At 64.6% G+C, this 22,262-nt stretch carries 24 protein-coding genes; 18 read left to right on the forward strand and 6 right to left on the reverse strand.

The window, feature by feature from the left end:
- The first annotated feature begins 22 nt into the window (after positions 1–22).
- Positions 23–697, forward strand: coding sequence for a spermidine synthase (locus AB7008_RS16590; protein WP_248881984.1), 675 nt, complete (start codon positions 23–25; stop codon positions 695–697).
- Positions 698–796: 99 nt separating this feature from the next.
- On the opposite strand, the gene AB7008_RS16595 is transcribed toward AB7008_RS16590, so the two are convergent.
- Together AB7008_RS16595 and AB7008_RS16600 are read right to left on the reverse strand one after the other, a co-directional pair.
- The gene (locus AB7008_RS16595; RefSeq protein ID WP_441259092.1) at positions 797–1,261 is read right to left on the reverse strand and encodes a nuclear transport factor 2 family protein; all 465 of its coding nucleotides are present in this window, start codon (positions 1,259–1,261) and stop codon (positions 797–799) included.
- Positions 1,262–1,385: 124 nt separating this feature from the next.
- Positions 1,386–2,300: an alpha/beta fold hydrolase gene (locus AB7008_RS16600; RefSeq protein WP_248881989.1), complete on the reverse strand. Its 915-nt coding sequence runs from the start codon at positions 2,298–2,300 to the stop codon at positions 1,386–1,388.
- Between the two features lie 164 nt (positions 2,301–2,464).
- Here AB7008_RS16600 and AB7008_RS16605 point away from each other — a divergent pair, with 164 nt between their 5' ends.
- The 16 genes from AB7008_RS16605 to AB7008_RS16680 all read left to right on the forward strand — a co-directional run bounded on the left by AB7008_RS16605 (position 2,465) and on the right by AB7008_RS16680 (position 16,542).
- A complete protein-coding gene (locus tag AB7008_RS16605) occupies positions 2,465–2,848 on the forward strand; it encodes a hypothetical protein (protein ID WP_028157110.1) in 384 nt (127 codons plus the stop codon).
- A complete protein-coding gene (locus AB7008_RS16610) occupies positions 2,845–3,927 on the forward strand; it encodes a PHA/PHB synthase family protein (protein ID WP_441259093.1) in 1,083 nt (360 codons plus the stop codon). Before AB7008_RS16605 ends, AB7008_RS16610 begins: the two co-directional genes overlap by 4 nt.
- Positions 3,924–4,514, forward strand: a complete 591-nt coding sequence (locus tag AB7008_RS16615) for a GNAT family N-acetyltransferase (protein WP_028157112.1) — start codon at positions 3,924–3,926, stop codon at positions 4,512–4,514. Before AB7008_RS16610 ends, AB7008_RS16615 begins: the two co-directional genes overlap by 4 nt.
- A 201-nt stretch (positions 4,515–4,715) precedes the next feature.
- Positions 4,716–5,171, forward strand: a complete 456-nt coding sequence (locus tag AB7008_RS16620) for a phasin (RefSeq protein WP_014496934.1) — start codon at positions 4,716–4,718, stop codon at positions 5,169–5,171.
- Between the two features lie 162 nt (positions 5,172–5,333).
- Positions 5,334–6,620 carry a DUF445 domain-containing protein gene (locus AB7008_RS16625; RefSeq protein WP_248881992.1) on the forward strand — a complete coding sequence of 429 codons (1,287 nt, stop codon included), beginning with the start codon at positions 5,334–5,336 and terminating at the stop codon, positions 6,618–6,620.
- A gap of 201 nt (positions 6,621–6,821) precedes the next feature.
- Positions 6,822–7,592 (forward strand): esterase/lipase family protein, encoded by a 771-nt coding sequence (locus AB7008_RS16630; RefSeq protein WP_248881994.1) that lies wholly within the window; start codon positions 6,822–6,824, stop codon positions 7,590–7,592.
- Between the two features lie 232 nt (positions 7,593–7,824).
- Positions 7,825–8,691 carry a phenylacetic acid degradation operon negative regulatory protein PaaX gene (gene paaX, locus AB7008_RS16635; protein ID WP_304493315.1) on the forward strand — a complete coding sequence of 289 codons (867 nt, stop codon included), beginning with the start codon at positions 7,825–7,827 and terminating at the stop codon, positions 8,689–8,691.
- 75 nt (positions 8,692–8,766) lie between these two features.
- Complete coding sequence (paaA, locus tag AB7008_RS16640; protein ID WP_028157115.1) at positions 8,767–9,759, forward strand: 1,2-phenylacetyl-CoA epoxidase subunit PaaA; 993 nt, start codon at positions 8,767–8,769, stop codon at positions 9,757–9,759.
- 10 nt (positions 9,760–9,769) lie between these two features.
- Positions 9,770–10,057 carry a 1,2-phenylacetyl-CoA epoxidase subunit PaaB gene (paaB, locus tag AB7008_RS16645; RefSeq protein WP_028157116.1) on the forward strand — a complete coding sequence of 96 codons (288 nt, stop codon included), beginning with the start codon at positions 9,770–9,772 and terminating at the stop codon, positions 10,055–10,057.
- Positions 10,057–10,833 (forward strand): 1,2-phenylacetyl-CoA epoxidase subunit PaaC, encoded by a 777-nt coding sequence (paaC, locus tag AB7008_RS16650; RefSeq protein WP_441259094.1) that lies wholly within the window; start codon positions 10,057–10,059, stop codon positions 10,831–10,833. The genes paaB and paaC overlap by 1 nt, the downstream gene beginning before the upstream one ends.
- Complete coding sequence (gene paaD, locus AB7008_RS16655; RefSeq protein WP_441259095.1) at positions 10,827–11,330, forward strand: 1,2-phenylacetyl-CoA epoxidase subunit PaaD; 504 nt, start codon at positions 10,827–10,829, stop codon at positions 11,328–11,330. The genes paaC and paaD overlap by 7 nt, the downstream gene beginning before the upstream one ends.
- Before the next feature lie 2 nt (positions 11,331–11,332).
- Positions 11,333–12,415, forward strand: coding sequence for a 1,2-phenylacetyl-CoA epoxidase subunit PaaE (paaE, locus tag AB7008_RS16660; protein WP_441259096.1), 1,083 nt, complete (start codon positions 11,333–11,335; stop codon positions 12,413–12,415).
- 55 nt (positions 12,416–12,470) lie between these two features.
- Positions 12,471–12,920, forward strand: a complete 450-nt coding sequence (paaI, locus tag AB7008_RS16665; RefSeq protein WP_441259097.1) for a hydroxyphenylacetyl-CoA thioesterase PaaI — start codon at positions 12,471–12,473, stop codon at positions 12,918–12,920.
- A gap of 44 nt (positions 12,921–12,964) precedes the next feature.
- Positions 12,965–14,296: a phenylacetate--CoA ligase PaaK gene (gene paaK / locus AB7008_RS16670; RefSeq protein ID WP_028157121.1), complete on the forward strand. Its 1,332-nt coding sequence runs from the start codon at positions 12,965–12,967 to the stop codon at positions 14,294–14,296.
- Positions 14,297–14,476: 180 nt separating this feature from the next.
- Positions 14,477–15,481 carry a quinone oxidoreductase family protein gene (locus AB7008_RS16675; protein ID WP_441259098.1) on the forward strand — a complete coding sequence of 335 codons (1,005 nt, stop codon included), beginning with the start codon at positions 14,477–14,479 and terminating at the stop codon, positions 15,479–15,481.
- 2 nt (positions 15,482–15,483) lie between these two features.
- Positions 15,484–16,542 carry a YeeE/YedE family protein gene (locus AB7008_RS16680; protein WP_441259099.1) on the forward strand — a complete coding sequence of 353 codons (1,059 nt, stop codon included), beginning with the start codon at positions 15,484–15,486 and terminating at the stop codon, positions 16,540–16,542.
- Here the strand turns inward: AB7008_RS16680 and AB7008_RS16685 are convergent.
- Positions 16,521–17,435 (reverse strand): DMT family transporter, encoded by a 915-nt coding sequence (locus tag AB7008_RS16685; RefSeq protein ID WP_441259100.1) that lies wholly within the window; start codon positions 17,433–17,435, stop codon positions 16,521–16,523. The genes AB7008_RS16680 and AB7008_RS16685 overlap by 22 nt on opposite strands.
- 100 nt (positions 17,436–17,535) lie before the next feature.
- Between AB7008_RS16685 and pdxR the strand changes: the two genes are divergently transcribed.
- A complete protein-coding gene (gene pdxR, locus AB7008_RS16690; protein ID WP_441261213.1) occupies positions 17,536–18,963 on the forward strand; it encodes a MocR-like pyridoxine biosynthesis transcription factor PdxR in 1,428 nt (475 codons plus the stop codon).
- 61 nt (positions 18,964–19,024) lie between these two features.
- Here pdxR and AB7008_RS16695 read toward each other — a convergent pair whose 3' ends face one another.
- Genes AB7008_RS16695 through AB7008_RS16705 form a run of 3 tightly spaced genes read right to left on the reverse strand, consistent with a single transcriptional unit; the run spans position 19,025 to position 22,262 of the window.
- Positions 19,025–20,248 (reverse strand): bifunctional alpha/beta hydrolase/OsmC family protein, encoded by a 1,224-nt coding sequence (locus AB7008_RS16695; protein ID WP_441259101.1) that lies wholly within the window; start codon positions 20,246–20,248, stop codon positions 19,025–19,027.
- Between the two features lie 25 nt (positions 20,249–20,273).
- The gene (locus tag AB7008_RS16700) at positions 20,274–20,936 is read right to left on the reverse strand and encodes a sulfite oxidase-like oxidoreductase (RefSeq protein WP_441259102.1); all 663 of its coding nucleotides are present in this window, start codon (positions 20,934–20,936) and stop codon (positions 20,274–20,276) included.
- A 3-nt stretch (positions 20,937–20,939) separates the two neighbouring features.
- The gene (locus tag AB7008_RS16705) at positions 20,940–22,262 is read right to left on the reverse strand and encodes an MFS transporter (protein WP_028157128.1); all 1,323 of its coding nucleotides are present in this window, start codon (positions 22,260–22,262) and stop codon (positions 20,940–20,942) included.

Genomic DNA, 22,262 nt, shown 5'->3' on the forward strand with positions numbered 1-22,262 from the left:
CCGATCGTGCTAAAGCTCTCCCATGATTCCCTGGGAAAAGATCGACACCGCAAAAATCCCCGGCTCCGACGAGGAGCTCCGCCTGATGCGGCGGGGCAAGGAGTTTTCCATCAAGCTCGGCACCAACGAGCTGATGAACAACCGCCTGTCGGGCTCCGAGGCCGCGCTTGCGACGCTGGCGGCGAAGCAGATCGAGACGGTCGCCAAACCCGTTGTCCTCATCGGTGGCCTCGGCATGGGCTTTACGCTGCGTGCGGCGCTCACTGTGCTCGGGAGCAAGGCGAAGATCGTGGTCTCCGAGCTCGTGCCGGCGGTGGTCGCCTGGGCGCGCGGCCCGATGGCGGAGGTCTTCGGCGACAGCCTCGATGATGTCAGGGTGAAGATTCGGGAGACCGACGTCGGCGAGATCATCCGCGCGCAGCGGTCGGCCTTCGACGCCATTCTCCTCGACGTCGACAACGGGCCGGAGGGGCTGACCCGGAAGGGCAATGACGCACTCTACAATGCGAGCGGGTTGAAAGCGGCGAAGGTGGCACTGCGGCCGGGAGGCGTGCTGGCCGTCTGGTCGTCGGGACCAAATCCGGCCTTCACCAAGCGCCTCGGCAGCGCCGGCTTCGATGTGAACGAAGTCAATATTCGCGCCACCGGTAGAGGCGGCGGCGCGCGCCATGTGATCTGGATTGCGCGGAAGAGCTAGGCGGCGATTTGTAGCCCGGATGGAGCGAAGCGAAATCCGGGGCGGTCGATCCGCAAAGAGTGGTCCCGGATTACGCTGCGCTCCAGCCGGGCTACGGCTCTAAAACATCGTATTGTTGTTCGCCGGATTTTCCGGGATGTCCTGAACGACGTCCCAGTGTTCGACGATCTTGCCGTTCTCCAGCTTGAAGATATCCACGATCGCGCGGCCCCTGCTGCCGGGCTCGCGAACGGAGTGAACGTGCAGGATGACGAAGTCGCCGTCGACGAATGAGCGCTTGATCTCGCTGTGCGAGTTCGGAAACTTTTCGCGCAGGAAGCCGATGAGCTTGCGAAAGCCGTCCGGTCCATCGGGCGCGTTTGGATTGTGCTGGACATAACGGTTGCCGACATAGGCGAGGGCGGCGTCGGCGTCCTTCTGGTTGAGGCCCTTCTCGTAGAAGGCCAGCACGGCGGCGCGGTTGGCTTCTTCCTGCGCGCTGGCGGCCAGCGCAGCGCCGTTGCCGAGGGACAGCATGAGAATGGAAGCCGCAATCATTGCGACGGACCGGACGATGAGACGCATGTGAGCTCCGAGAGGCCGCAGCCTCTGTCTTGCGATTGAAGGAGGCCTGTATAGCTTTCGCGCCGGCTCGCGTTAAGAGAGTAACCGGAAGCTCACATGGTCACCGCGAGGAGACCGGTCGCGTTTACGCCGCCTGCGCCGCCGCCCCATGAGCGTGCTTGTCGATGGCGCGGATGATGTCGGGCCAGAAGCGCATTGGCAGCGCATGGCCCATTCCGTCGATCATCAACAGCTTTGCGCCGGGAATCGACTCTGCGGTGTCTTTGCCGCCTTCGGGCCGCACCAGCGGATCGACGGTGCCGTGAATGACCAGCGTCGGCGTTTTCACACCATGCAGCCGCTCCTTGCGGCTGCCGGAGGCGAGTACGGCGCGGAGCTGCCGGCCGACGCCGGCCGGATTGAGCCCGCGCGCGAACACGCGCTCGGCACGATCGGGGTCGAGCGCTTCCTCTTCTGGAAAGGACCCGGCGCGCAGCACCTTCCAGGTCTCGCCGAAGCGGACGATGAACTCTTCCTTGCTGCGTGGCGGCGGCGCCATCAGCATCGCGGCAGCTTCGCGTGTCGGCGGCGGCACGCGCGGATTGCCTGTCGTCGACATGATCGAGGTGAGCGAGCGCACGCGCTCGGGAAACGACAGCGTCACCTCCTGCGCGATCATGCCGCCCATGGAAGCGCCGACCAGATGCGCGGACTTGATGCCGAGCGCGTCCATCAGGCCGACCGTGTCCTTCGCCATGTCGATCAGCTTGTAGGTGGCGGCGACGGGAATCCTGAGGAAGCGCAGCTTCAGCAGCTCGAACGGCGTCAGGCGTTTGCCGCCCGTCAGATGGCTCGACTTGCCGATGTCGCGATTGTCGAAGCGGATCACGCGAAACCCGTGCACGGCGAGCTGCTCGCAGAACGCATCGTCCCAGTGGATCATCTGCGCCCCGAGCCCCATGATCAGCAGCAGCGGTTCGGCATTGTCGTTGCCGAAGATCTCGTAACAGATGTCGATGCCGTTGGCGCGGATGGTCTGGGGCGGCTGATGGGTGGTCACGGGCGCGTTCCCTCCTGCTGATCGATGCTGTATCGCACGGTTTGCCGCCGCAAAGAAGCCGTGTGCGCCGCACCGCGCGACCTGCCGGTTGACCGCTCCCTCGCAACGGTGTGGTATGGCAAAAAAAGAAGGGCATCGCAGCTCTCGATATCAGGAGGACGCCGATGACCGACAAGACCAATGATCCGGTCGCCATGTGGCAGAAGATGATGGGTGAGATGGAGAAGGGGTTCAACTCCTTCGCCAACCAGGCCATGTCGTCGCCCGAGTTTTCGCAGGCGATGAACCGCGCGGGAGGAGTTGCTGCAGGTGCTCAGAAGCAACTCAGCGAGCTCATGGAAAAATATCTGGTCTCCATGAACCTGCCCAGCCGCGATCAGGTCACCGGCCTTGCGGAGCGGCTTCAGTCGATCGAAGCCCAGATCGGCGAGATGAAGTCGATGCTGAGCCAGATCGCGGCGAGTTCCGGGATATCGCAAGGCTTCGACGGGGCGCCGAAACCGCCGCGGACGAAGCGTCCGCCCTCCGAGAACGGAGGACAAACATGAATGCAGCCACCGGACTAGATTTCGCATCGATCCCGGATCGCATCCAGTCCGAGGTGCAGCGCGCCATCCAGCGCAGCATCAAGGGCGTCGAATATTTCTCGACTTCGGGCCCTTCGCTCGGCTCGACTCCGAAGGACGTGCTGCATTCGCGCGGCACCATGAGCCTCTATCACTACCGGCCGATGTCCGACGAGATCTACCGTGTGCCGGTCTTGATCGTGATGGCGACCACCAATCGCGGCTATATCCTCGATCTCGTGCCCGGCCAGAGTTTCATCGAATTCCTGCTCAAGCGCGGCTACGACGTCTACATGCTGGACTGGAGCGCGCCGCGGCCGGAGGAGAAGAGCCTGCGGATGGAGGACTATGTCCTCGACTTCATCCCGGATTGCGTCCGCCGCGTGCAGGCGGATTCCGGCGAGCAGGAGGTCTCGGTGATCGGCTATTGCTTCGGCGGCGTGCTGTCGCTGCTCTACGGCTCGATCCACAAGGACGGGCCGATGAAGAACCTGATCTGCTTCACCACGCCGATCGACTTTCGCGAGATGAAGCTGTTCTCGAATTTCTCCGACCGCCGCTATTTCGACGTCGACCGTCTCGTCGACAGCGTCGGCAACGTGCCGCCGGAGATGATCCTGTCCTCGTTCGAGATGCTGCGGCCGGCCTCGCGCACGGTGAGCCAGATCCAGCTCTGGGAAAACATCTGGAACGATGAGTTCGTGAAGTCGTACCGCATGTTCGACCGCTGGGCGACCGACACGCTGCCGCTTGCGGGCGAGTATTTCCGCGCCATCACCAAGGATCTGATGTGGGACAACAAGCTGTTCAACGACACCATGTCGGTCGGCGGCCGCGCGGCGAAGCTCGAAGACATCAGGGTGCCGTTCCTGCACGCGGTCGCCGAGCACGATCACATCGTGCCCTATGACGCCGCAAAGCACCTGATCGCCAAGATCGGGTCCGAGGACAAGGAAGAGGTGATGCTGAAGGGCGGTCACGTCTCGCTTGTCGCCGGCGCCAACGCGGTGAAGCGGCTGTGGCCGAAACTGGACTCCTGGCTGGGGAAGAGATCGACATGAGTGAGCAGCGTTCCTATCCGCGTCACGTCAAGACCGACGCCGGCGATATCGAGATCCGCCTGATGTCGCCTGCGGACGAGGCCGCGATGCTGGCCTTCGGCAAGGGTCTGCCGACCCATGATCTGTTGTTCCTGCCGCGCAACATCAGCGAGCCGAAGGTGCTCTCGGCCTGGGTCAAGGAGATCGAGCGCGGCGCGATCAGCAGCCTGCTCGCGGTGAGGGACGGGAAGGTCGTCGGTTGCGGCACGCTGGTGCGCGATCCGCATTCCTGGTCGCCCCATGTCGGCGAGATCCGGATGGTTGTTTCCCTCGACGTGCGCGGGAAGGGGGTGGGGCGCGCGCTGTCGCAGGAGACCTTTGCGCTCGCGCTCGGCGCCGGCCTGGAAAAGCTTTCGGTCCAGATGACGGTCGATCAGCAGGCGGCGATCGCCCTGTTCGAGAGCCTCGGCTTCAAGGCCGAGGCGCTGCTGCGGGACCATGTCCGGGACGTCGACGGCAAGACCCACGACATCGTCGTGCTCGGGCACAATATTGCGCAGGTGCAGGCCCAGATGGAGGCCTATGGGTTGCCGGGCGCCGTCCAGTAAGGCGGCCTTGCCGTCTTCCGGGGAACGATTGGCTACAGGGGCGCCAGATTGCCTCCCATTAAGGCTATTCACGATTTCGTGATATCGCAGTGCAATACGAATATTGCATCGCACCATTAATTATGTCATATAAGCCGTGCCCCGGGCCAATGAGGACGGGGTGAGCCCATAGCTCAACCCAATGAGGATGGAGAGAACCCCATGACCACCGAAACCAATACTGCCTTCGAGGGCTTCAAGGACGCTTTCAAGAACATCCAGAACCTGGAAGTTCCCGAGGCCGCCCGCGAGTTCGTCAAGAAGACCGCCAACACCGCCAAGGACCGTGCTGCCGAGGTGTTCGCTGGCTCCGAGCGCGTGACCGCCGCCGTCGAGAACGCGGTGACCGAGTCCGTCACCGAGGCCGGCAAGATCAGCCGCAACATCCAGCAGGCGATCTACGAGGACGCCGAGGCGTTCTTCTCGGGCATCGACAAGCTCGCGTCCGCCAAGTCGATCAGCGAAGCCGTCGAGATCCAGTCGAGCCTGCTCCGCGCCCGCGGCGAAGTCTTCGTCTCGCGCGCCAAGGCGACCGCCGACTATGTCGGCAAGCTCGCAGCCAACGGTGCGAAGTCCGCTCAGGACAACTTTGCCAAGGTCTACACCAAGACCGCTTGATACGGCATCCTGAGTACAACTGAATTTGAGGCCCGCTTCGGCGGGCCTTTGTTTTTTTGTGCTGCCGTCATTGCGAGCGAAGTGAAGCAATCCGTTCCGTCTCCGTGGAAAGACTCTGGATTGCTTCGCTTCGCTCGCAATGACGAGTAGGGTGATGCAGTGATGACCCCGCCCGCCACCTTCTCCTTCGACAGCCCCGGCGACGCCGAACGCGCGGCGGAGCTTCGCCGCGTGAAAGCACTGGCGACGCTGGTGCTGGCCTCGACGCTTGCGCTGTTCGTCGTCGCGAAATGGCTTCTGCCAGTGCATCCCGTGTTCGGCTTCATCGCGGCCTTCGCGGAAGCTGCGACAATCGGCGGGCTCGCCGACTGGTACGCGGTGGTCGCGCTGTTCAAGCGGCCGCTCGGCCTGCCGATCCCGCACACCGCGATCATCCAGAGCAATCAGGCCCGCATCGCCGACAAGCTCGGCGAGTTCATCCAGGTGCATTTCCTCGAGGCCGGCCCGGTCGAGGCCAAGCTGAGGGAGATCGATTTCGGCTCCTTCGTTGCCGACTGGCTGCGCGACCGCAAGCGCAGCGATGATCTCGCGCGTTTCGCGCTGCGCCTGCTGCCGGAGGCCGTCTCCGCGACGGAAAGCTCGGGTCTGATGACCTTCATCATTCGCCGCATGTCCTCGCAGCTCCAGGCGATCGACCTTGCGCCGCTCGCGGCCGGCACGCTGCGCGGCTTCGTCGCGGAGGGGCGGCATCAGATCCTGTTCGATGATCTCCTGCGCGTGATGCACGAGACACTGAACCAGACCGAGACGATGGCGATGATCCGCGAGAAGGTGCGCGCGGAGTTGCCGACCCTGCTCAGGCTCTATCGCGCCGACAAGTTTCTGGTGAACAAGATCGTGGCGTCCGCCACTGCTTTCTTCAACGAGGTGCGCAGCGATCCCAAACATCCGTTTCGCGGCGAATTCGATCGCATGGTGCTGAGCTTCGTCGACCGGCTCGGCACCGATCGGGCCTATATCGATCGTATCGACGGATTGAAGCGCGATCTGCTCGCCCGGCCCGAGCTTGCCGATCTCGCCCGCACCGTCTGGGCCAACACGCGCTCCTTCATCGAGCGCAGCGCGAGCGGCGAGACGCAGGTGCTGCAGCATCATCTCGCCGGCATGTTCGTCGCCGCGGGCGAGGCGCTCGCCGGCGATGCCGAGCTCCGCGGCGAGATCAACAAAGGTCTGGTGGCGGTGCTGCGCAGCTTCGTTGCGGATCAGAAGAGCGGCGTCTCGAGCTTCATTTCCGACCAGGTCAAGGCGTGGGATATGGCGCAGCTGATTTCGCTGATCGAAATCAACATCGGCCGCGACCTGCAATACATCCGCTTCAACGGCTCGCTGATCGGCGGGCTCGCAGGTCTTGCGCTCTACTCCGTAGAATTCCTGCTTCGATGGTTGTGACTTTTGCGTCACGGACGCTGGCATTCACGTGCGAGCCTATTGTCGCCCTGGGCTTCACCCGCTTGAATATCCGGAACCGGCCGCCTAGCTGATTCATGCTGCGTTGCGGAACGTTCAAGAAGCCGGACTGTTGGAATTCGTACCCATTTGCCGGCATCGCGACCGGTAGCTTTTTCAGCAATTCTGCCCAGGGGACCATTGATGACCGCTACTGCCCAGACGCTGCGTCCGCCGTCCCGTACCCTGATGTTCCTGGAAGGGCGTGCGATCCACGAGTTCGGCGCATTCCTTGGCGCGCTACCGCTGCTGAGCCTCGCGCCCCGCGGCGATGGGCATCCGGTGCTGGTGTTCCCGGGCCTCGTGGCCTCCGACGCGTCGACGCGCGCGCTGCGCTCGTTCCTGACCAGCAAGGGCTACGCGGCAAGCGGCTGGCGCCAGGGCCGCAACTACGGCCTGCGCGAGGGCGTGCAGCATGCGATGGTCGATCTCGTGCAGGAGCTCAGCGACAAGCATGGCCGCAAGATCAGCCTGGTCGGCTGGAGCCTCGGTGGCCTCTATGCGCGCCAGCTCGCCAAGATGATGCCGGCGCGCGTGCGCCAGGTGATCACGCTCGGCAGCCCCTTCGCGGGCGATCCCCGTTCGACCAATGCCTGGCGCGTCTATGAATGGGCTAGCGGGCGGAAGTCCGACGAGGTCGATCCGCAGTTCGGCGGCGAGCTCGCCGTCCCGCCGCCGGTGCCGACTACCGCCATCTTCAGCCGCACCGACGGCGTCTGCGCCTGGCAGGGCTGTATGGAGAAGACCGGCGCGCAGACCGAGAGCATCGAGATCGAGAGCAGCCATTGCGGCATGGGCCATCATCCCGCCGCCGTCTATGCGGTCGCCGACCGCCTCGCGCAGAAGGAAGGCCAGTGGCGGCCGTTCGACCGCAGCGGCTGGCGCAGCATGGTCTATCCCGATCCGCACAGGTAGTTGCTTCCTTCGCCTCTCCCCGCGTGCGGGGAAAGGCCGACACGCGAAGCGTGGCGGGTGAGGGGGCTCTCCGCGAGTCCATTTGTCACTGTGTTTGCGGATACAGTCCCTCACCCCGACCCTCTCAGCGCGAGCGAAGCTCGTCGCGCCCCCGTAAGAACGGGGAGAGGGAGAGTAAGAGCGTCGCTCCCGTCCATTGTCGCGCCCGCACCAAACGCGCTATGCCTCGCGCATGGCGCATCCATTGTCCCGCATCATCGACCAGCTCAAGCGTGAGCCGTCACGCACGGGCTCCATCGTCATCACCGTGTTCGGCGACGCCATCGTGCCGCGCGGCGGCTCGGTGTGGCTCGGCACGCTGTTGGAGTTCTTCGAGAGTCTGGACATCGATGCCGGCGTGGTGCGCACCGCGATGTCGCGCCTTGCTGCCGATGGCTGGCTGATGCGCGAAAAGCTTGGCCGGAACAGTTTTTATCGCCTGGCCGACAAGGGAAGTCAGACCTTCGAGGCCGCCACGCGCCACATCTACGATCCGCCATCGCCGGACTGGACCGGGCGCTTCGAGCTGCTCCTGATCGGCAACGGCGAGGATCGCGACGTCTCGCGCGAGGCGCTGCGCAACGCCGGCTTCGGGAGTCCGCTGCCCGGCGTGTGGGTCGCGCCATCAGGCGTGCCGGTGCCGGACGAGGCTGCCGGGGCGATCCGTCTTGAAGTCTCGGCTGAGGATGACAGCGGCCGCCGTCTGCTCAGCGCGAGCTGGCCGCTGGACCGCACTGCCGACGCCTATCTGAAATTCATGAAAACCTTTGAGCCGCTCCGCACCGCGATCGCCCGCGGCACGGACCTGTCAGAGACCGACGCCTTCACCGCACGCATCCTCCTGATCCACTACTACCGCCGCGTCGTGCTGCGCGATCCGCTGCTGCCCGAGAGCCTGCTGCCCGGCGACTGGCCTGGCAGGGCGGCACGTGAACTCTGCGGCGAGGTCTATCGCGCGCTGCTTGCGCCGTCAGAACAATGGCTTGATAGCCATGGAACCAATGAGAAGGGGCCACTGCCGCCGGCTCGAAAGCTCCTGGAGCGGAGGTTCGAGGTCTGATTTATATGTTACAGAAATATCTTGCATGAAGTAGTTTTTGTTATATATTGCCTCCCAATAAACGGGAGGATGCGCATGTATACCCAGGCGCTGAACACGGCCGAGACCGACGATCGCGGTCTCGAGGACGCGGCCAAGGCTGCTCAGTTCCAGGCCCGCATCGATGCCGAGGAGCGCATCGAGCCGAACGACTGGATGCCGGCGGCCTATCGCAAGACGCTCACCCGCCAGATCTCCCAGCACGCCCATTCCGAAATCGTCGGCATGCTGCCCGAGGGCAACTGGATCACGCGCGCGCCGACCCTGCGCCGCAAGGCCGCGCTGCTCGCCAAGGTGCAGGACGAGTGCGGCCACGGGCTCTATCTCTATGCCGCCGCCGAGACGCTCGGCACGTCGCGCGAAGAGCTTGTCGACGCCATGCTTGCCGGCAAGGCCAAATATTCCTCGATCTTCAACTATCCGACGCTGACCTGGGCCGACATCGGCACCATCGGCTGGCTGGTCGACGGCGCCGCGATCATGAACCAGATCCCGCTGTGCCGCTGCTCCTACGGCCCGTACGCACGCGCGATGATCCGCGTCTGCAAGGAGGAATCCTTCCACCAGCGCCAGGGCTACGAGATTATGCTGACGCTGTGCCGCGGCTCGGATGAGCAGAAGGCGATGGCGCAGGATGCGCTGAACCGCTGGTGGTGGCCGGTGCTGATGATGTTCGGTCCGCCCGATGCGACGAGCCAGCACAGCGACACATCGACGAAGTGGAAGATCAAGCGATTCTCCAATGACGAGCTGCGCCAGAAGTTCGTCGATGCCACCGTGCCGCAGGCGCAATATCTCGGCCTCACCATTCCCGATCCCGGCATGACGCAGGACGTCGAAGGGCACTGGCGCTACAGCGAGATCGACTGGACCGAATTCAAGCAGGTGCTCGCCGGCAACGGCCCTTGCAACCGCGATCGGCTCGCCGCGCGTCGCAAGGCGCACGACGAGGGCGCCTGGGTGCGTGAGGCGGCAGCTAGCTATGCCGCAAAGCGCGCGCAGCGTCAGACCGCACAAGCCGCGGAATAAGGAGATCACGATGGCCACGCCGAACACGCCGCTGTGGGAAGTCTTCATTCGCAGCCGCAACGGGCTCGCGCACAAGCATGTCGGCTCGCTGCATGCGAACGACGCCACCATGGCGCTGCAGGCCGCGCGCGACATCTACACCCGCCGCGGCGAGGGCCTGTCGATCTGGGTCGTGCCGTCGACCGCGATCACCGCGAGCGATCCCGCCGAGAAAGGCATGATGTTCGAGCCGGCGGAATCGAAGATCTACCGGCATCCGACGTTCTATGAGGTGCCGGACGAAGTGGGGCACATGTGATGCTTGTGGCCAACATCCAGGTCGCGGAAACACCGCTGGTGCTCTACGCGCTGCGCCGCGCCGACGATGCTCTGATTCTCGGTCATCGTCTGTCGGAATGGTGCGGACATGCGCCGATGCTGGAAGAGGACATGGCGCTCTCCAATATCGCGCTCGATCTCATCGGCCAGGCGCGTGAGCTCTACAGCTACGCGGCCAAGGCCGAAGGCAAGGACAACAACGAGGACAAGCTCGCCTACCTGCGCGACGTCAGGCAGTACCGCAACCTGCTGCTGGTCGAGCAGCCGAACGGCGACTTCGCCCAGACCCTGGTGCGGCAGTTCTTCTATTCCGCCTTCGCCGACCTCTATTGGCGGGCGATGATGAATTCGCGCGATACGACGCTCGCGGCCGTTGCCGCCAAGTCCGAGAAGGAGAGTGCCTATCATCTGCGCCATGCCTCTGAGTGGATCATCCGGCTCGGTGACGGCACCGATGAGAGCCATCGACGTGCGCAAGCCGCAATCGATCGTCTCTGGGCCTTCACCGGTGAGATGTTCGCCGTCGACGACGGTGAACGCGCCCTGATCCATGCCGGTATCGCCATCGATCCCGGAACCCTTCGTGGTCGCTGGCTGACGACGCTCTCCGATGTCGTCAGCGAGGCAACGCTCAAATTGCCGCAGAACGACTGGATGCAGCAGGGCGGCCGCGTGGGCCGTCACAGCGAGCATCTCGGTCATCTCCTGTCTGAGCTGCAGTCGATGCAGCGTACTTTTCCGGGGCAGACATGGTGACGGTGCTCGAGCGCGACAGCGAGCTGCGCCGGCGCGCCTGGGACGCCGCGGCGGGCGTCGTTGACCCCGAAATCCCGGTGCTGACGATCGCCGATCTCGGCGTGCTCCGCGAGGTCGTGCTCGACGGCGATCATGTCGAGGTCGCGATCACCCCGACTTACTCGGGCTGTCCGGCCATGAACATGATCGCGCTCGAAATCGAGCTTGCGTTGGAACGAGCCGGTTTTCGCCAGCCGAAAGTGCGCACCGTGCTGTCGCCGGCCTGGACAACGGACTGGATGAGCGCGGAGGGGCGCCGCAAGCTGCATGCCTACGGCATCGCGCCACCGCAGGCGTCAAGCTCGCGCCGCGCGCTGTTCGGCGGGCAGGCCGTCGCGTGCCCGCAATGCGGCTCCGACAAGACCGAGCTGCTGTCCGAATTCGGCTCGACCTCCTGCAAGGCGCTGTGGCGCTGCAAGGCCTGCCGCGAACCCTTCGATTATTTCAAGTGTCATTGATCATGTCCGCAGCCGCACCGCGCTTTCATCGCCTGATCGTCAACGACCTCCGCCGCGAGGCGGCTGACGCGGTGTCGATGACCTTTGCGGTCCCCGGCGAACTCGCGGGCGATTACGCTTTCGCACCCGGCCAATACCTCACGCTTCGCACCATGCTGGACGGCGAGGAGGTCCGGCGCTCCTATTCGATCTGCTCGGGTCCTGACGATGGCGAGATCCGCATTGCCGTGAAGAAGGTGGACGGCGGAGCATTTTCGAACTGGGCGGCGGATGAACTCAAATGCGGCGACGAGCTCGACGTCATGACGCCGACCGGACGCTTCGGCGTGATCCCGCCGGCAGATAGCGGACGCATCCATGTCGGCTTTGCCGCAGGCTCCGGCATCACGCCGATCCTGTCGATCGTCAAGGGCGTGCTCGCGCGCGAGCCGGACAGTCGCTTCTTCCTGTTCTACGGCAACCGCGCCACCGACAACATCATGTTCCTGGAGGCGCTCGAAGAGCTCAAGGATCGCTTCATCGATCGCCTCTCGATCTTCCACGTCATCTCCGGCGAGGAGCAAGACATCCCGATCCTGCATGGCCGGCTGGACGGCGACAAGGTGCGGGTGCTGCTGCGCTCGCTGGTGCCGGCCGCCAGTGTCGACCATGTCTTCATTTGCGGTCCGTCCGGCATGAGCGAGGAGATCGAGGCGACTTGCAGGGATCTCGGCCTCGCGGAGGAGCGCATCCACGTCGAGCGCTTCGTCTCCGAATTCGGCGGCAAGCCGAGGCCGAAGAGGGCCGTTGCACCCGACGCGCCGCCGAAGGCGATCGCCTCGCTGATCATCGACGGCAAGCGCCGCGACGTGCCGGTTGCCGAGGACGAGGCGATCCTCGACGCCGCGCTGCGCGCCGGCGTCGATCTGCCCTTCGCCTGCAAGGGCGGCATGTGCTCGACCTGCCGCGCCAAGCTGGTCGAGGGCGAGGCGCCGATGGACATCAACTATTCGCTGGAACCCTGGGAGTTGAAGGCCGGCTTCGTCCTGACCTGCCAGGCAAAGCCGTCGTCGGAGCGGGTCGTGGTCGATTACGATCACGTTTGACAGTTATGGCCGGGCAGCAGAGCATTATGGCCAAACATTTGGCCGGGAGAAGCGCGTGAACGTCAAAGCCAACCTGTCGCCCGAGGATATTGCCCGCGCCTGCGCCGACGCGATGTGGGCGGAGGACGATGCCTCCAAGGGTCTCGGCATGGAGATCGTCGAGATCGGTCCGGGCTTCGCGACGCTGGCGATGAATGTGCGACCGGACATGGTCAACGGCCAGCGCATCGCCCATGGCGGCTTCATCTTCACGCTGGCCGATTCCGCCTTCGCCTTTGCCTGCAATTCGCACAATAAACGTGTCGTGGCGGCACAGGGTCAGATCACCTTCATCAAGCCGGGCAAGCTTGGCGACCGCCTCGTTGCAAAAGCGCGCGAGGTCAGCCGTGGCGGACGCTCAGGCATCTACGACGTGCGCGTGACAGCGGGCGATACCGTCATCGCGGAATTCCGGGGGCATTCGCGTGTCATTCCCGGCACGTGGCTGCCGACGCAGGATCAATAAGAGAACCAATCAATAAAAGAACCAACAAATGTGGGGAAACGAGCATGGCTCTGACGAGGCTCAAGGAAGGTGGCAACGCCTATCGTGCCGAGATGGACGCGCATGAGCGCGCGTCACGTGACGAGATCATGGCGCTGCAAAATCAGCGGCTGGCCTGGTCGCTGAAGCACGCCTACGACAACGTCGCACATTATCGCCAGGCCTTCGACAAGGCCGGCGTGCATCCGTCGGACTTTCGCGAACTCTCCGATCTCGCGAAATTCCCGTTTACGGTGAAGACGGATCTGCGCGACAATTATCCTTTCAACATGTTCGCCGTGCCCCGCGAAAAGCTGGTGCGCGTGCATGCGTCGTCCGGCACGACGGGAAAGCCGATCGTGGTGGGCTATACGCAACGCGACATCGACACCTGGTCGGAGGTGATGGCGCGCTCGATCCGCGCCGCCGGCGGCCGCACGGGCATGATCATCCACAACGCCTATGGCTATGGCCTGTTTACCGGCGGATTAGGCGTGCACTATGGCGCCGAAAAACTTGGTTGCACCGTGGTGCCGATCTCCGGCGGCATGACCGAGCGGCAGGTACAGCTCATCAACGACTTCCGGCCCGACATCATCACGGTGACGCCGAGCTACATGCTGGCGATCCTCGACGAGTTCAAGCGCCAGAAGCTCGACCCGCGCCAGTGCTCGCTCAAGGTCGGCATCTTCGGCGCCGAGCCCTGGACCAATGCGATGCGCGGGGAGATCGAGGACGCCTTCGACATGGACGCGACCGACATCTATGGCCTCTCCGAGGTGATCGGCCCCGGCGTCGCGCAGGAATGCATCGAGACCAAGGACGGCCTGCACATCTGGGAGGACCATTTTTATCCCGAGGTGATCGACCCGGAGACTGGCGCGGTGCTGCCGGATGGCGCGAAGGGCGAGCTGGTGTTTACCTCGCTGACCAAGGAAGCCTTCCCGGTGATCCGCTATCGCACCCGTGACCTGACGCGGCTGCTGCCGGGCACGGCGCGGCCGGGCATGCGGCGGATGGAGAAGGTGACGGGCCGTTCGGACGACATGATCATCCTGCGCGGCGTCAACCTGTTCCCGACCCAGATCGAGGAGGTGCTGCTCGCGACCGACTGGTGCGGCGGGCATTTCATTCTTGAACTCACCCGCGAAGGCCGCATGGACGAGCTGACCATCATCGCCGAGGCGCGGCCGGAAAGCTGGGACGGCCGGGGGCTGGTCGATCACGCCGACCGCATCTCGGCCCACATCAAGAACACCATCGGCATCAGTTCCCAGGTGCGCGTGGTCGCGCCGGCCACGCTGGAGCGCTCGCTGGGCAAGGCCAAGCGCCTCTACGACAAGCGGCCGAAGGATTAGCTGTCGCTCCTCATGGTGAGGAGCGCCGAAGGCGCGTCTCGAACCATGAAGGCCCGGATGCTGCAGCGCGGGTCCGCATCCTTCGAGACGCCGCTCGCGCGGCTCCTCGGGATGAGGGGAAGCGGTTGACTTGACCGGTCCCAAAGGCGACAAGGCCCGCGAGAAATCGTGGGTCTTTCGATGTCATCAGCCGATCGCAAAACCGTCGAAGCGCGCTGCGTCCGCCTCAATGCCAAGGCCGACAATGCTGCGGCGATCGCGCCGCTGATCGAGCGTCATATGCTCGCGCGCGGTCCGAAGGATCTCCTGATCGAGATAAAGGCCGCCGCCGTCAACCCCTCCGATGTGAAGGCCGCGACCGGGCTGATGCCATATGCGGTCTTCCCCCGCACGCCCGGCCGCGATTATGCCGGCGTGGTGATTGACGGGCCGGCCGATACGGTCGGCCGCGATGTGTTCGGCTCCTCCGGCGATCTCGGCATCCGCCGCGACGGCACCCACGCCAGCCATCTCGTCGTCGAAGCCGACGCCGTGGTGGAGAAGCCGAAGGCGGTGTCCTGGGAGGAGGCCGCCGGCATCGGCGTGCCCTTCGTCACCGCAATGGAAGGCTTTCGCCGCGCCGGCATTCCGAAGCCCGGCGAAACCGTGCTGGTGTTCGGCGTCAACGGCAAGGTCGGTCAGGCCGCGGTCCAGATCGCGACCTGGCAAGACGCGCGCGTCATCGGCGTGGTGCGCAAGGCGGAAGCCTATGAGGGCCACGCCAACGCAGCCATCGAGGTGATTGACTCCTCGGCGACCGATGTCGCCACGCGCGTGCGCGAACTGACCGGTGGCAAGGGGGCCGACCTCGTCTTCAACACGGTCGGCGATCCCTATTTCCAGGCCGCGCACAAGTCGCTCGGATTGCGCGGCCGCCAGATCCTGATCGCCGCGATCGACCGCATCGTGCAGTTCAACATCCTCGAATTCTACCGCGGGCAACACACCTATGTCGGCATCGACACGCTCGGCCTGTCCTCGGTCGCAACCGGCGCGGTGCTGCGCGACCTCGGCCCCGGCTTTGCGAGCGGGCACCTGAAGCCGTTCCCGATCAAGTCGAATGCCGTCTATCCGCTGGAGCGCGCCAAGGAGGCCTATGTCGCCGTCGCCGGTTCGTCGCGGGATCGCGTGATCCTAAAGCCTTGACCATGGACTCGTCCACCCAACTCGTCATCCTTGCCGGCCTCGTCATCGGGCTCATCTATGGCGCCGTCGGACTGCTCAGCGGGTTCTGCCTGATGAGCAGCATGCGCGGCTGGCTGGCCGAAGGAGACGGGCGGCTGGTGCGGACCTTTGCGATGGCGATTGCTGTTGCGGTTGCTGCGAGCCAATTCCTTGCCGGTAGCGGCATGGTCGATCTCGGCAAGTCGATCTATCTGCAACAATCCTTCTCGGTGCCGGTGCTGTTCCTCGGCGGCCTGTTGTTCGGCTACGGCATGGTGCTGTCGAACGGTTGCGGCTCGCGGGCGCTGGTGCTGCTGGGCCGGGGCAATCTCCGTTCCTTCGTCGTCGTGATCGTGCTCGCCATCGCCGCGCAGATGACGCTCAAGGGCCTGATCGCGCCGGCGCGCATTGCGCTGGTTCAGGCCTCGCAAACGACCGTCAACGCCAATTCGCTGCCGTCACTGTTGGCGACGCTGGGTCCCAGTGAAGCGGTCTCGCACGCGCTGGGCGCTGCTGTAATCGTTGTTGCGCTGATCCTGTTTGCGTTCGCGCACCCGGCGTTCAGGCGTTCGCCGGGCCAGATTGCAGCCGGTATCGTCGTCGGGCTCCTGGTCGCCGGCGGCTGGTTCGTCACCGGATATCTCGGTGCCGACGATTTCAACCCGGTCCCGGTGACCTCGCTGACCTTCGTCGCGCCGATCGCCGATAGCCTGCAATACGTCATGCTCTCGACCGGTCTGACGCTCAACTTCGGCATCGCCACCGTGGCCGGCGTCCTCGCCGGCAGCCTCGTCACCGCGCTCGCTACGGGCCGCTTCCACTTCGAAGGTTATTCCTCGCCGCGGCACATGCTGCGGTCTGCCGGCGGAGCCGCGCTGATGGGGACCGGCGGCGTGATGGCGTTCGGCTGCTCGATCGGGCAGGGGCTCACCGGCGTATCGACGCTCGCTCTGGGCTCGTTCGTCGCGGTCGCCGGCATCCTGCTCGGCACGACGGCCGGCCTGCGCGGTGCACTGCGGGTTCAGCCGCTCGCGGTGGCCTGACCGCGCAGCAGCCGGTCGCCAAGCGTCGCAAGACCGATGCCGGTGACGATCAGTCCGGCCGCGGCGGCAAGGCTCATGTCGATCGGCTCGCCCAGCAGGATCGCCGCGCTGGCGATGCCGACGAGCGGCGTCCCGGTGGTGCCGAGCGAGGTCGTCAGGGCCGAGATGTTCTTGTTGACCATCGACATCGCCCAATAGGCCAGCGCGGTCCCGATCAGGCCGGAATACAGGAACAGCAGCACGAGCTTCCACGACCATTCCGCGCGCGGCAGGCCATGCGTGACCACGGCCGATCCGGTCAGCACGATGGTTGCCACGAGCACTTGCCAGATCAGGAGCTGGAGCGGCGACGCGATCCAGCGATGCGCGCGGATATAGATAATGTTCGCGGCCCAAGAGATCGCGGCCAGGATGACCATGCCGGCGCCGAGTACGACGTTGCCATTGGTCCAGTCGATCGATGCCGGGTTCAGGATCACGGCAAGGCCGATCAGTCCGAGCAGGGCGCCGGCGAGTTTTGGCGCGGTCAGCGTATCTTTCGCCAGCAGAGGCGCGGCGATCGCGACCCAGAGCGGCGTGGTGTAGCCGAGCACGATCGCCTTGCTTGCGGGCAGGAAACGCACACCGGCCGCAACCAGGACCGAGAACACCGTCATGTGCAGTAGCGCGACGCTCAGGATCACCGGAATGTCGCGCCGCTCCGGGATCATCAGATTGTTGCTCAGCCCGAGGATCACGAACAATCCGGCCAGCGCGATCCAGCTCCGGATCGCCGAGGTCCATAGTGGCGGAAGGAACTGGACGAGTTGCTTCGTCACCGACCAGTTCACGCCCCAGGCCAGCACGACGATGAGGAGCAGGCCGACGGCCGCGCGGGACGAGAGGGAGTTCATCGTAAAATCCTTGAAGCAGTCCAGTCCGGCGGATAGCATCCGGAGTGGCACCTGAAAAAGTGCCAGATCGGAAAGGAATAAGGTGCCAGTTTCGGAAGGTGTGGTCTCCGGCCTGATCGAGCTGAAGCGGACCGACTACGAGGGGCTGGTGGCGCAACTGACGAGCCAGCTGCGAAACCTGATCGCGACCGGTCGACTCGGCAAAGGCCGCGCGCTGCCGTCGAGTCGCCGGCTTGCGAGCGATCTCGGCGTCTCGCGCAACACCGTCACTTATGCCTTCGAGCAGCTCGCCGCCGAGGGATATCTCGAGGCGTCGCACGGTCGTCGTCCCATGGTCACGGTCGACGGCGGCCGTAACGAAGAGGCAGGCGCCGTCGCACCGAGCGTCCGCTCCGGCAAGCCGCGGCTCTCGCCTTGGGCGTCGAAGCTCAAGCAGACCGACTGGCCGATGTCCTATCAGGCGCCGCTAAAACCCTTGCGCCCGGGGCATGGAGATGCACGGGAGTTTCCGCACGAAGTGTGGGCCCGCTGCCTGCGCCGCAGCGCGGTGCGCGCAGCCAAGCGTGAGCTTGGACCGGTCAACCGGACGCGCCTGCGCCAGGCGCTGGCACATTATCTGGCTGCCAGCAGGGGCGTCCGCGCCACCGCAGACCAGATCCTGATCCTTCCGAGCGCGCAGGCCGCGCTGACCCTGATTGCGGCTGCGCTCATCACGCCCGGCGACGATGTCTGGGTCGAGGATCCCGGCTATCCCGGCGCTGCGGCGGCTTTCCGCGCGTCCGGCGCGCGCGTGATGGGGATGAAGCTGGACGAGCAGGGCATTCAGCGGATGCCGGGCATGTCCGCGCCAAAGCTCATCTTCATGACGCCCTCGCATCAGCACCCGACCGGGCGGCTGATGTCGCTCGCGCGCCGCACTGAATTCCTGGGCATGAGCAGGCCGGGGGAGACCTGGATCGTCGAAGACGATTACGACGGCGAATTCCATTATGACAGCCGGCCGGTGCCGGCCTTGCAGGGGTTAGACGCCCATGGCTGCGTGTTCTATGTCGGAACGTTTTCGAAGGCGATGACGTCGGATATCCGGCTCGGCTATGTCGTCGCGCCACCAGGGCTGGTCGGCACCCTGGAGATCGCACAGCGGCACATCGGGCTGATCGCCTCCAGCCATATCCAGGAAGCGCTGGCGGAGTTCATCGCAGACGGGCATTTTCTCGCGCATCTGCGGCGGATGCGACGGCTCTATCACGCGCGCCGCGATCACCTCGTCGAGGGACTGGAGCGCCATCTGGGCGAAGTTCTCTCCGCCGAAGTGCCCTCGGGCGGCATCCAGCTGGTCGCCCGCCTCAAGCGCGGTCGCGCCGATCAGGCGGCGGTGCAACGGCTGGTCGCGGCAGGCGTCGAAACTCGGGCCCTGTCCAGCCTGGCGCTCGGCCGTCCCCGCGACCATGGCCTGCTGCTTGGCTTCGCGGCCTGGCGCGAGAATGAGATCAGCGCGGCGATGCGGACGATGGCGTCGTGCTTCTAGAGCATGATCCGGAAAAGTGTGAAGCGGTTTTCCGAAAAGATCATGCTTAAACAATAACGCGCTAGTCCACGGCCTTCGTCACGATGCGGATCTCCGAGGTCAGCGTCCGGTGCACCGGACACTTGTCGGCGATCTCCATCAGCTTCTTGCGCTGCTCCGCATCGAGCGCGCCATCGATTGCGATGTCGCGTTCGATCTGGTCGAGCATGCCATCGCGCGTCTCGCACTCCGCGCAGTCCTTGGCGTAGATCTTGGAGTGCTTCAGCGTGACCGTGACGCGATCGAGCGGCAGCGATTTGCGATCGGCATAGAGGCGCATGGTCATGGAGGTGCAGGCACCAAGGCCGGCCAGCAGGAAGTCATAGGGGCCGGGGCCGGCATCCTCGCCGCCGGCCGCAATCGGCTCGTCCGCCACCAGATGATGCGGGCCGACGGTGATGGCCTGGTTGAACTTGCTTTTGCGGGTCTCCTGCACCACCACTCTGCGCGGCTCTTCCGCGAGATCCATCGCCTTCGCGGGCTTCGCGGTATCGATGTAGCGGCTGGCCCAGGCCGCGATTACGTCGGCCGCGTAGATGGCGTCGGCCGGCTTGGTCAGGAGATGATCGGCATGGTCGAGCGAGACGAAGCTCTTGGGGTGTCTGGCCGCAACGAAAATCTTGGTCGCATTGTCGATGCCGACGGTGTCGTCGACAGGGGACTGCATCACCAGCAGGGCCTTGTGCAGGCCGGTGATGTCCTTCATCAGTTCTTGCTCGGCGATGTCGTCGAGGAATTCGCGCTTGATCCGGAACGGGCGTCCCGCGAGCGAGACCTCGACTTCGCCCTGCGCACGGATGCTCTCGAGATGCTCGCTGAACAGACCGGTGACGTGAGCGGGATCGGACGGCGCCGCGATGGTCACGACAGCCTTGGCTTCCGGAATCCTTCCGGCGGCGGCGAGGATCGCGGCGCCACCCAGGCTGTGGCCGATCAGGATCGACGGCGCCCTGCGGACCTTGCGCAGATGATCGGCGGCGTGCACGAGGTCGGCGACGTTGGAGGAGAACGTCGAATTGGCGAAATCGCCTTCGCTGGAGCCGAGCCCGGTGAAGTCGAAGCGCAGCACCGCAATGCCCTTGGCGGCGAGCGCGACCGAGATGCGTTTTGCTGCCAGCGTGTCCTTGCCGCAGGTGAAGCAGTGCGCGAACAGCGCGTAGGCCGCGGGCTCGCCATCCGGCAGCTCGAGTGCGGCGGCTAGTTGATGGCCACCTTCGCCGGTGAATTGAAAGCGTTCGGTCGGCATGGGCTTCCCCCGTCCTTGCTTGAACCTAATCGGCTGAATAACGCTGCTCGGCCCAGGGATCGCCGCGGTTATGATAGCCGCGGACTTCCCAGAAGCCCGGCGCGTCCTCGGTCAGGAATTCGATGGCCTGAAGCCATTTGGCGCTCTTCCAGAAATACAGATGCGGCACGACGAGCCGTACCGGGCCGCCGTGCTCTTCGGTCAGCGGCTGACCCGACCAGCTGTGGGCGAGCAGGGCGTCTTCGGCGGCAAAGTCTTCCAGCGTGAGGTTGGTGGTGTAGCCGTCATGGGAATGCAGGACCACGAAGCGCGCGTCCTCGCGCGGCTGGCAAGCCGCGAGCAGCTCGCGCGTGGCGAGGCCTTCCCACTCATTGTCGTAGCGCGACCAGGTCGTCACGCAATGGATGTCGGAGGTGATCTGCGCCTGCTTCTGCGCCGCGAATTCGGCAAAGGTCCAGAACACGGGGGTCTCGATCGCGCCGTAAACGTCGAGCCGCCAGCGTTCGCGCGAAACCGGCGGCACGACTCCGAGATCGAGCACCGGCCAGTCCTTGGTGAGATGCTGGCCCGGCGGCAGCCGCTGATCCTCCGGTCGCGTAACGCGGCCGGTGAGGAAGCGGCCTTCGCGCGCCCATTTCTCCTTGGTGCGCGTCAGCTTGCTGTCGGGGGGCTCGTTGTCGTCGGTCATGAGCTACTCGTGGCGATGCATCGCGGAGGCGTGCTTGGTGTCACGCATGGTGGAATAGATGATCAGCGACAGGCAGATGACGCCGGCGAGATAGTAATAGAACCACTCCTCGTGCCCGATGCTCTTGAAATAGAGCGCGATCGCCGGCGCCGTGCCGCCGAAGATCGAGACCGTGATGGCGTAGGGCAGGCCGACACCGAGGGCGCGGACATTGGTCGGGAACAGCTCGGCCTTCACCACGGCGTTGATCGAGGTGTAGCCGGCGACGAACAGCCAGGCGGCGCAGATCAGGATGAAGGCCATGAAAGGCGACTTGGTCTCCTTCAGCGTCATCAGCAGCGGCACGGTCGCGAGCGTACCCGCGACGCCGAAGAAGATCAGCAATGGCTTGCGCCCGATCTTGTCGGAGATCGCGCCGTAGATGGGTTGGAGGATGGTCGCGAAGATCAGCGTGCCGAAGATCACGAAAGTGGTCTGGTCCTCGGTCAGCCCGACCGAGAGCTTGACGAAGGTCTGCATGTAGGTGGTGAAGGTGTAGAACGCCGCGGTCCCGCCGGCCGTGAGGCCGACCACCAGAAGCAGCTCGCGGGGGTAGCGCAGCAAATTGGTGATCGAGCCGGTCGGCTTCACCACCTTCTTGGCTTCCTCGAAGGCCTCGGTCTCGTGCAGATTGCGCCGCATCACCGCGGCAAAGATCGCCAGCGCCGCGCCGATCGCAAACGGGATGCGCCAGCCCCAGGCCTTGAGCTCCTCCGGCGTGAGGAAGACCTTTTGCAGGAGCAGCAGCACGATGATCGCGGTGAGCTGGCCGCCGATCAGGGTGACGTATTGAAAGCTCGAATAGAAACCGCGATGCTTGGGATCGGCGACCTCGCTCAGGTAAGTGGCGCTGGCACCATATTCGCCGCCGAGGCTCAGGCCCTCGATGACGCGGGCGAGCGCCAGGATCACCGGCGCGGCAAAACCGATCGTCGCATAGGTCGGCGTCAGCGCGATGATCAGCGAGCCGAAGCACATGAAGACGACCGACAAGGTCAGCGAGATGCGACGGCCGAAATGGTCCGCGATGTAGCCGAACAGCCAGCCGCCCAAGGGGCGCATCAGGAAGGTCGCCGCGAACACGACGGCGACGTTCAATTGCTGGACGACGGGGTCGTTGCCGGGGAAGAAGGCCGGAGCGAAATAAAGCGCGAACGCCGTATAGGCGTAAAAATCGTACCATTCGACGAGATTGCCGATCGAGCCGATGAAGATCGCCTTGATCCGCCGCTCGGCGTCGGCGAGGTCGATGTGATCAGAGGCCGATAGGGTTGCTTGCTCTGTCAC

Origin of the sequence: Bradyrhizobium sp. 521_C7_N1_3 (genome assembly GCF_052075975.1) — a bacterium.
Lineage (GTDB): Bacteria > Pseudomonadota > Alphaproteobacteria > Rhizobiales > Xanthobacteraceae > Bradyrhizobium > Bradyrhizobium japonicum.